This window comes from Kitasatospora sp. NPDC093806 (genome assembly GCF_040683335.1).
GTDB lineage: Bacteria > Actinomycetota > Actinomycetes > Streptomycetales > Streptomycetaceae > Kitasatospora.
Genome location: NZ_JBFBDO010000183.1, coordinates 1 through 8624, shown reverse-complemented (window position 1 = coordinate 8624; position 8624 = coordinate 1). Strand labels below are relative to the sequence as shown.

Here is an 8624-nt window from a genome sequence, read left to right as displayed (position 1 = left end):
GCGGGTGCGGCGCGGACGCCGCGGGCGGCTGCGGCCGGTGCTGCTGCCGCCGGTGCCGCTGCCGCCGGTGTGGCCGGTGCCGCTTCGGCCGAGGGCGGGCCCGCCGTGCGCGCGGACCGGCCGCGGCGGACCAGGTCGGTGTCGGAGGGCTCGGCGAGCCAGCCGGCCGCCGAGGGTGCCGCTCCGGTCGAAGGCGCCGAGGGCGTCGCCGCCGCGCCGGAGGCCGCCGCGCCGCCGGTGCGGGCGGACCGGCCGCGGCGGACCAGGTCGGTCTCCGCCGGCTCGGTGAGCCAGCCGGCCCCCGAGGCCGCGACCGCCGAGACGCCCGAGACGCCCGGGACGCCCGAGGCCGCCGCCCCGGCTGCGAAGCCCGAGCGGACGGCACCGGCCCGGACCCAGTCCGCGGACGCGCCCTGGCACAACCCGGTGCCGGCGCACGACGAGCCCGCGAAGCCCGCCGAGCCCGCAGCCGAGGCCGCCGAACCCGCCGCCGAGCCCGCGAAGCCGGCGGCCGGGGAGAAGACGAGCGAGCCGCCGGCCGAGTCGGCCGGCCAGAACGGAGACGGCGCGTGAACCTGTTGGACACGGTGCTGCGCTGCGTCGCCACGCTGGTCGTCTTCCTCACCTTCCCCCTGGTCATCGGCCAGACCGAGCACAAGGTGATGGCGCACATGCAGGGCCGGCTCGGCCCGATGTACGCCGGTGGCTTCCACGGCTGGGCCCAGCTGGTCGCGGACGGCGTGAAGTTCGCGCAGAAGGAGGACATCGTCCCGGCCGACGCGGACCGGCGGATCTTCCAGCTGGCGCCCGCCGTCTCGCTGCTGCCGTACCTCTTCGTGCTGCTGGCGATCCCGGTCGGCCCGGACGGCTTCGTCGGGCAGGCGGTCGACGCCGGCCTGTTCTTCGTGCTGGCCGTGATGGGCGTCGGCGTGATCGGCAAGCTGATGGCCGGCTGGGCGTCGGCCAACAAGTTCTCGCTGCTCGGCGGTCTGCGGACGGCCGCGCAGCTGATGTCCTACGAGCTGCCGATGGTGCTCGCCGCCGCCTCCGTGGCGATGGCGGCCGGCACGCTCTCGCTGCCCGGGATCATGGACGCCTGGGAGTGGTACTGGATCCCGTGGCAGATCATCGGCGCGTTCGTCTTCTTCACGGCCGGCCTGGCCGAGCTGCAGCGCCCGCCGTTCGACATGCCGGTCGCCGACTCGGAGATCATCTTCGGCGCGTACACCGAGTACACCGGTCTGCGCTTCGCGCTGTTCCTGCTCTCCGAGTACGTGGGCATCCTGGTGGTCTCGGCGCTGACCGCGGTGCTGTTCCTGGGCGGCTGGCACGGCCCGCTGCCGGACCAGCTCGGCTGGCTGTGGACGATCCTCAAGACCTTCGCGCTGGCCTTCGTGGTGATCTGGCTGCGGGTGACCTACCCGCGGTTGCGCGAGGACCAGCTGATGCGCTTCGCGTGGACCGTGCTGATCCCGCTCGCCCTCGTCCAGCTCGCCCTCACCGGCATCATCAAGGTGGCGATCTCATGAGTTTCCCCGGTGCGGGCCTCGCCAAGGGCCTGGCCGTCACCCTGCGGACGATGACGAAGAAGAGCATCACCGCGCAGTACCCCGAGGTGCAGCCCGACCTGCCGCCGCGTTCGCGCGGCGTGATCGCGCTGCTGGAGGAGAACTGCACGGTCTGCATGCTCTGCGCCCGTGAGTGCCCCGACTGGTGCATCTACATCGACTCCCACAAGGAGACGCTGCCGGCCGCCGACCCGAACGCCCGCGCCCGCACCCGCAACGTGCTGGACCGGTTCGCCATCGACTTCTCGCTCTGCATGTACTGCGGGATCTGCATCGAGGTGTGCCCGTTCGACGCGCTGTTCTGGTCGCCCGAGTTCGAGTACGCGGAGACCGACATCCTGGAGCTCACCCACGAGCGGGACCGGCTCCGGGAGTGGATGTGGACCGTGCCGGCGCCGCCGGCGCTGGACCCCGCGGCCGAGGAGCCCAAGGAGATCGCCACCGCGCGGAAGGCCGCCGACAAGCTGGCGGCCGCCGCGGCTGCCGCCGCTGCCGCCGCCGTCGAGGAGAAGGGTGACGCCGAGTGACCGCCGCCACCCTGCTCGCCGCGACCGGGTCGCTGGACCCGGCCGCGCGCTCGTTCCTCTCCCCGACCGGGGTGGAGATCGTCTTCCTGCTGGTCGGCATCGCGGTGCTCGGCTCGGCCGTGGTCGCCGTCACCACCAGGCAGCTGGTGCACGCCGCGCTCTGGCTGGTGGTCGCGCTCGGCGGACTGGCGGTGGAGTTCCTGCTGCTCACCGCCGAGTTCATCGCCTGGGTGCAGGTGCTGATCTACCTCGGCTCGGTGGTCGTGCTGGTGCTGTTCGGACTGATGCTGACCAAGGCGCCGATCGGGCGCTCCCCGGACGCCGACTCGAAGAACCGCTGGGTCGCCCTGGTGGTGGCGCTCGCCTCGGCCGGGACCCTGGTGACCCTGGTCGTGGACGCCTTCCGGACGTCCTGGATCGACCTCGGCGCGGGCGGCGGCTCGGCCGCCGTGACCGGCGCGAGCCTGTTCCGGACCTGGGTGCTGCCGTTCGAGGCGCTCTCGGTGCTGCTGCTGGCCGCGCTGGTCGGCGCGATCGTGCTGTCGCGCGGCAACGGGCGGCGGGTGCCGGCGCCCCGGGCCGGGCGGATCCGGGCCGGTAAGCCGGTCGGCTCCAACGGGACGGTCGCCGCGACCACGCCCAAGGCGGCCGCTCCCGCAGCCCCCGCCGCGGACGGCTCCGAGACCACTCCCGCGCAGGAGGGCTGATGCACCTCGCCTACCCCGTCGTCCTCGCCGCGCTGCTGTTCAGCGTCGGCGTCTACGGCGTGCTCGCCCGGCGCAACGTCATCCTGGTGCTGATGTCCGTCGAGCTGATGCTCAACGCCGTCAACCTCAACCTCGTCGCCTTCGACGCCTGGCTGCGCGACTCGCTGCACGCCGGCCAGGCGCTCACCCTGTTCACCATCACCATCGCCGCCGCCGAGATCGGCCTCGGGCTCGCCATCGTCCTGCTGCTGTTCCGGGCCCGGGGCACGGCGGACATCGACCGGGTCACCGCGCTCGGCGACCCGGCCGAGGCCACCGCCGTCGCCGACGAGGCGCCGGTCGGAGCCGAGGCGCTGAAGGGCCAGGCCGCCGCATGAACCTCGCCCTGCCCGCCCTCGTCCCCGCGCTGCCCGCGCTCGGCGCGGCCGCCACCCTGGCGGCCGGCAAGCGCGCCCCCGGTCTGGCCCGGCCGCTGGCGATCGTGCCGGTCGCCGTCTCGGCCGTGCTCGCCCTGGTGGTCGCGCTCCAGCTGGGCGGCGGCCAGGCCCTGGACGCCGCCACCCGGCTCACCCCGACCGGCGGCCCGGACATCGCGCTCGCCATCCACCTGGACGGCTTCAGCTCGCTGATCTCGGTGCTGGTCGGCCTGGTCGCCACCTGCGTGCAGGTCTACTCGACCGCGTACCTCAAGGACGACCCGCGCTACCCCTCGTACGCGGCGCTGGTCTCGCTGTTCACGGCGGCGATGTTCCTGGTCGTCTACTCCGGCGACCTGGTGGTGCTGCTGGTCGGCTGGGAGGTCATGGGCATCTGCTCGTACTTCCTGATCGGCCACCACTGGGAGACCGAGGACGCCCGCTCCGCCTCGCTGAAGGCCTTCCTGGTCACCAAGCTCGGCGACGTGCCGTTCCTGTTCGGCGTCTTCCTGCTCGGCGCCGACGCCGGGAGCTTCCGGATCGAGGACGTGCTGCGGGCCGCCACCGACGGGCGGCTCGGCCACCCGACGCTGGTCGCGCTGCTCCTGCTGGCCGGCGTGGCCGGGAAGAGCGCGCAGTTCCCGCTGCACACCTGGCTCCCGGACGCGATGGCCGGCCCGACCCCGGTCTCCGCGCTGATCCACGCCGCCACCATGGTCGCGGCCGGCATCTACCTGGTGGCCCGGCTGCTGCCGGTGTTCCTGCTGTCGGGCGCGGCGCTGGTCGTGCTGGCGGTGATGGCCGCCGTGACGATGATCGGCTCGGCGCTCTGCGCGCTCGCCCAGGACGACCTCAAGCGGGTGCTCGCCTACTCGACCGTCGGCCAGCTCGGCTACATGGCCGGCGCGCTGGCCAGCGGCGACCGCGAGGCCTCGGTCTTCCACCTGGTCAGCCACGGCGCGTTCAAGGCGCTGCTGTTCCTCGCGGCCGGTGTGGTGATCCACGCCGCGCACACCAACTCGATCTCGGTGATGGCCCGGATGCCCGGGCTGCGCAAGCGCGTCCCGGACGCCTACTGGACGATGGGCATCGCGCTGGTCGCCCTGGTCGGGCTGCCGCCGTTCGCCGGCTTCTTCAGCAAGGAGGCGGTGCTGACCGCCGCCGAGCACGCCGCCAACGGCGAGGCGCTCACCAACGGCCTCGGCCCGGCCTCGGCGGTGCCGCAGGCGGCCGGGTGGATCGTGCTGATCTCGGCCGGGCTCACCGCGCTGCTCACGGCGGCGTACGCGACCCGGCTGTTCCTGGTCGCGTTCCACAGCCCGGCGGCCGCCGGCGCCGTGGCGGCGGTCCCCGCCACCGGCACCGGGTCGGCGGAGCACGAGGCGGGCGCGCCGTACTCGCCCGAGCCGGACGAGGCCGACCCGGCCACCGCCGAGCCGCCCGCGATGCGCTGGCCGCTCTGGGTGCTGGCCGTCCCGACCATCGGCTTCGGCGTCGCCGGCCTGCGCTCGGACTGGCTGCCCGCGCTGCTGGACGGCGGCTCGCTGCGGCCCTCGGCGGTCACCGCCGTCACCGGCACCGGCCTCGCCGTGGTCGGTGTGCTGCTCGCGTACGGCGCCTGGCGCTCGGCCACCGCCCGATCGGCCTCGGCGGAGTCCGGGCAGGCCGGAGCCCCGGCCGCCGCGGCGGCCGTCGCCGACCCCGGGCGCGCCCTGCTGGGCCCGCTGTTCGGCCCGGCCCGGCACGGCTTCGGCGTCGACCGGCTCTACAGCGCGCTGTTCGTCCGCCCGGTGGGCGCCGCCGCCCGGCTCGTCCGCTTCCTCGACCGCGAGGTCGTGGAGACGTACGTGCGCGGCAGCGGGGTCGGGGCCAACCTGCTCGGCCGGGCCGTCCGGCTCGCGCAGACCGGCAACGCGCAGACCTACCTCAGCGCGCTGCTCGCCGGGGTCGTCCTGCTGGTCGTCCTGGTGGCGGTGTAGCCGATGCCGTACCTCCCTCCATCGCCGTTCGCCCCGCCGTTCGTACCGCCGGGCGCTCCGTCCGTCGCCCCGTCCGTCGTCCCAGTAGTCGCTAGGAGCCCCCGATGAACGCGGTCCTCATCGCCCTCCTGGTCCTGCCGCTGCTCGGCGCCGCGCTCACCCTGGCCCCGGTGTTCGGCCCCGACCCGACCGCCGCCGACCGCCGCGCGCTGCGCTTCAGCACCGTGCTGACCGGCGCCGTCCTGGTGCTCACCGTCGTGCTCGCGGCCAGCTTCGACCACGACGAGCCCGCCCGGATGCAGGCCACCACCGACGTGGCCTGGATCCCGGCCATCGGCGTGCGCCTCCACCTCGGCGTGGACGGCGTCTCGCTCCCGCTGATCGTCCTGACCTCGCTGCTCACCTTCCTCTGCGCGCTGTACTCGGAGCGGCGGCTGCCGTCCGGGGAGAACGTGCCCTCGGCCCGGGCCTTCGTCGGGCTGTTCCTCCTCCTCGAAGTCGGCATGCTCGCCACCTTCGCGGTGCTGGACCTCCTGCTCTTCTTCCTGGCCTTCGAGATCGTGCTGATCCCGATGTACTTCCTGATCGCCCGCTGGGGCAGCGGGGCGAAGGTGCCGGCCGCCAACCGGTTCATCCTGTACACGCTGCTCGGCTCGGCCGTGATGCTGCTCGGCTTCCTGCTGATCGGCGGGAAGGCGGGCACCTTCGACATGCAGGCCCTGGCCGCCGCCCACGGCTCCGGCCTGAGCCACTCCACCCAGGTGATCGCCGCCCTGGCGATCATGGTTGGGCTCGCGGTCAAGGCCCCCGCCTGGCCGCTGCACAGCTGGCTCCCGGACGCGCACACGGCGGCCCCGACCGTCGGCTCCGTGCTGCTCGCCGGCGTGCTGCTGAAGATGGGTACCTACGGCCTGGTCCGCGTCCTCCTCCCGGTCGTCCCCGACGGCACCACGACGCTCGCCCCCTACCTGGGCGCGTTCGCCGCCGTCGGCATCCTCTACGGCTCGCTGGCCTGCCTGGCGCTGGCCCGCCCCGGCGCCAAGGGCGACCTCAAGCGCCTGATCGCCTACTCCTCCGTCGGCCACATGGGCTTCGTCCTGCTGGGCATCGCCTCCCTCACCCCGGTGGGCGTGAACGGCGCGCTGTTCGCCAACATCGCGCACGGTCTGATCACCGGCCTGCTGTTCTTCCTGGTCGGGGCGCTCAAGGACCGCTACGGCACGGCAGACCTCGACACCCTGTCCGGCGCCACCGGCGCCGCCCTGTACGGGAGGGCGCCGCGGCTCGGCGCCCTGCTCGCCTTCGCCGCCGTCGCCAGCCTCGGCCTGCCCGGGCTGGCCGGCTTCTGGGGCGAGCTGCTCGCGATGTTCGGCGCGTTCGACCCGGCCGACGGCCTCTCGCGCCCCGCGTTCGTCACCTACATGGTCCTGGCCGGTCTCGGCACCCTCCTCACCGCCGCGTACCTGCTGATCGTGGTCAAGCGCGTCTGCATGGGCGACCCGAAGCAGCCCGCCCCGGTGGCCGAGCTCGCCGACCTGCGCCCGTACGAGGCCGCCAGCTGGACGCCGCTGGCCGCCCTCACCCTGCTCGCCGGGCTCTGGCCCGCGCTCCTGCTCGGCCTCTCCGACCCCGCCGTCAAGCACCTCCTCGGGGGTGGCTGATCATGCTCGGCACCGCGACCGGTACCGCACTCGGACCTCACTTCACGGGGCAGCCCACTGTGACCTCCCTCGCCGTAGCCAACCCGGGCAGCCTGATCCAGTCCGTGGACTGGGTGGCGATCGCGCCCCCGCTGATCGCCGCACTGGCCGCCCTCGCCGTGCTGGTCACCGACCTCTTCCTGCCCGCGCGGCACAAGAGGTGGCTGGGCCGGCTCACCGCCGGCGGGCTCGCCCTCGCGCTCATCTCGCTCCTCCCGCTCACCGGAGGCTCACCCCGAGCCACCTTCTGTGCGCAGAACGTAACAGGCGCCACTGACAACGCGGGCTGCTCGTACGTCGCGGACCACTTCGCCCTGGTGTTCCAGCTGCTCGCGCTCGGCGGCGCGCTGATCGCCGCCCTGCTCAGCGCGCACACCGTCGACAACGAGAAGCTGCCCGGCGGCGAGTACTGGTTCCTGCTGCTCTCCAGCGCCACCGGCGCCGCCCTGCTGCCCGCCTCCCGGGACCTCGCCACCCTGGTGATCGCCCTGGAGGTGGCCTCGCTGCCCGCCTTCGCCCTGGTGGCGCTGCGCCGGGACGGCCGGGGCGCCGAGGCCGCGCTCAAGTTCTTCCTCTCCTCCGTCACCGCGACCGCCGTGATGCTGCTCGGCGTCGGCTTCGTCTACGCGGCGAGCGGCAGCCTGCACCTGGGCGCCGTCGCCACCGGACTGGAGCACGCCCCCGCGCAGCTCAAGCCGCTGGCCGAGGCGGGCGCCGTGCTGACCCTGGCCGGCTTCGCCTTCAAGGTGGCCGCCGTCCCGTTCCACTTCTGGGTGCCCGACACCTACACCGGCGCCCCGCTGCCGGTGGCCGGCTACCTCTCGGTGGTCGGCAAGGCGGCCGGTCTGGCCGGCCTGGCGCTGGTCACCACGATCGCCTTCCGCCCGTACGCGCACACCTGGGGTCTGGTGCTGGCGGTGCTGGCCGCCGTCACCATGACGGTCGGCAACGTGGGCGCGCTGCGCCAGCGGTTCGACACCCGGTACAGCGCGGTGCGGCTGCTCGCCTGGTCCTCGGTGGGCCAGGCCGGCTACCTGCTGGTGCCGCTGGCCGCGGCCGGCTACGCGCCGACCGCGACCGACCCGCTGGGCGCCACCGCCGCGTACGCGCTGATCTACGGGGTGGTCAACCTCGGCGCCTTCGGTGTGGTGGCGGCGGTCGGCCGCCGGGCCGGGACCAGCGTGGACGACTTCCGCGGCCTGTTCGCGCGGCGCCGCTGGACGGCGCTGGCGCTGGCGTTCTTCCTGCTCTGCCTGGCCGGGCTGCCGCCGGGCGTGATCGGCCTGTTCGGCAAGGTCGTGGTGTTCCGGGCCGCGGTCGACGCCGGGCTGGGCTGGCTGGCCGTGGTGATGGCGGTCAACGTGGTCGTCGCGCTGTACTACTACCTGCTTTGGACGGCCCGGCTGTTCACCCCGGCGGAGGAGGGCGCGCAGGGCGCCGAGGGTGCGAAGGGCGTCGTCACGCCCGTCGGCCAGGACGCCGAGCGGCGCCTGCCCGCCTCGCTGACCGCGACCCTGGGGCTCACCGCCTCGGTCGCCGTGGTGCTCTCGGCGGCCCCGCAGCTGGTGCTCCAGGTGGTCGGCGGCACGCTGTTCTGATCGGCTCCGCGCACCTCCCACGACACCCGGGGTGGGGCGTGTCTTGTGGATCATGCCGGGGCCGCGACGCCTGGGCACGCACCTCGCCGCGTTGTCGTCGGTCGCCGATGCTCCGCATGGACTTCCTCC

At 74.2% G+C, this 8624-nt stretch carries 7 protein-coding genes and 1 pseudogene; all 8 read left to right on the top strand.

Features of this window, described 5'->3' with window-relative positions; translation table 11 throughout:
• Positions 1-573 (top strand): annotated as a pseudogene (locus AB0N76_RS38360) (NADH-quinone oxidoreductase subunit C); the annotation flags it as partial.
• A 2-nt stretch (positions 574-575) separates the two neighbouring features.
• Positions 576-1529 carry an NADH-quinone oxidoreductase subunit NuoH gene (gene nuoH / locus AB0N76_RS38355; protein WP_363565484.1) on the top strand — a complete coding sequence of 318 codons (954 nt, stop codon included), beginning with the start codon at positions 576-578 and terminating at the stop codon, positions 1527-1529.
• Complete coding sequence (locus tag AB0N76_RS38350) at positions 1526-2095, top strand: NADH-quinone oxidoreductase subunit I (protein ID WP_363565483.1); 570 nt, start codon at positions 1526-1528, stop codon at positions 2093-2095. The genes nuoH and AB0N76_RS38350 overlap by 4 nt, the downstream gene beginning before the upstream one ends.
• Positions 2092-2802, top strand: a complete 711-nt coding sequence (locus AB0N76_RS38345; RefSeq protein ID WP_363565482.1) for an NADH-quinone oxidoreductase subunit J — start codon at positions 2092-2094, stop codon at positions 2800-2802. Before AB0N76_RS38350 ends, AB0N76_RS38345 begins: the two co-directional genes overlap by 4 nt.
• Positions 2802-3179 carry an NADH-quinone oxidoreductase subunit NuoK gene (gene nuoK, locus AB0N76_RS38340; protein ID WP_363565481.1) on the top strand — a complete coding sequence of 126 codons (378 nt, stop codon included), beginning with the start codon at positions 2802-2804 and terminating at the stop codon, positions 3177-3179. The genes AB0N76_RS38345 and nuoK overlap by 1 nt, the downstream gene beginning before the upstream one ends.
• Complete coding sequence (locus AB0N76_RS38335) at positions 3176-5197, top strand: NADH-quinone oxidoreductase subunit L (RefSeq protein ID WP_363565480.1); 2022 nt, start codon at positions 3176-3178, stop codon at positions 5195-5197. Before nuoK ends, AB0N76_RS38335 begins: the two co-directional genes overlap by 4 nt.
• 104 nt (positions 5198-5301) lie before the next feature.
• A complete protein-coding gene (locus AB0N76_RS38330) occupies positions 5302-6858 on the top strand; it encodes an NADH-quinone oxidoreductase subunit M (protein WP_363565479.1) in 1557 nt (518 codons plus the stop codon).
• Between the two features lie 59 nt (positions 6859-6917).
• Positions 6918-8495, top strand: a complete 1578-nt coding sequence (locus AB0N76_RS38325) for an NADH-quinone oxidoreductase subunit N (RefSeq protein ID WP_363565478.1) — start codon at positions 6918-6920, stop codon at positions 8493-8495.
• Positions 8496-8624 lie beyond the last annotated feature (129 nt).

Coding starts and splice junctions, on each gene's coding strand:
- AB0N76_RS38350 (WP_363565483.1), top strand. CDS start 1,526: ATGAGTTTCCCCGGTGCGGGCCTCGCCAAGGGCCTGGCCGTCACCCTG.
- nuoK (WP_363565481.1), top strand. CDS start 2,802: ATGCACCTCGCCTACCCCGTCGTCCTCGCCGCGCTGCTGTTCAGCGTC.
- AB0N76_RS38335 (WP_363565480.1), top strand. CDS start 3,176: ATGAACCTCGCCCTGCCCGCCCTCGTCCCCGCGCTGCCCGCGCTCGGC.
- AB0N76_RS38330 (WP_363565479.1), top strand. CDS start 5,302: ATGAACGCGGTCCTCATCGCCCTCCTGGTCCTGCCGCTGCTCGGCGCC.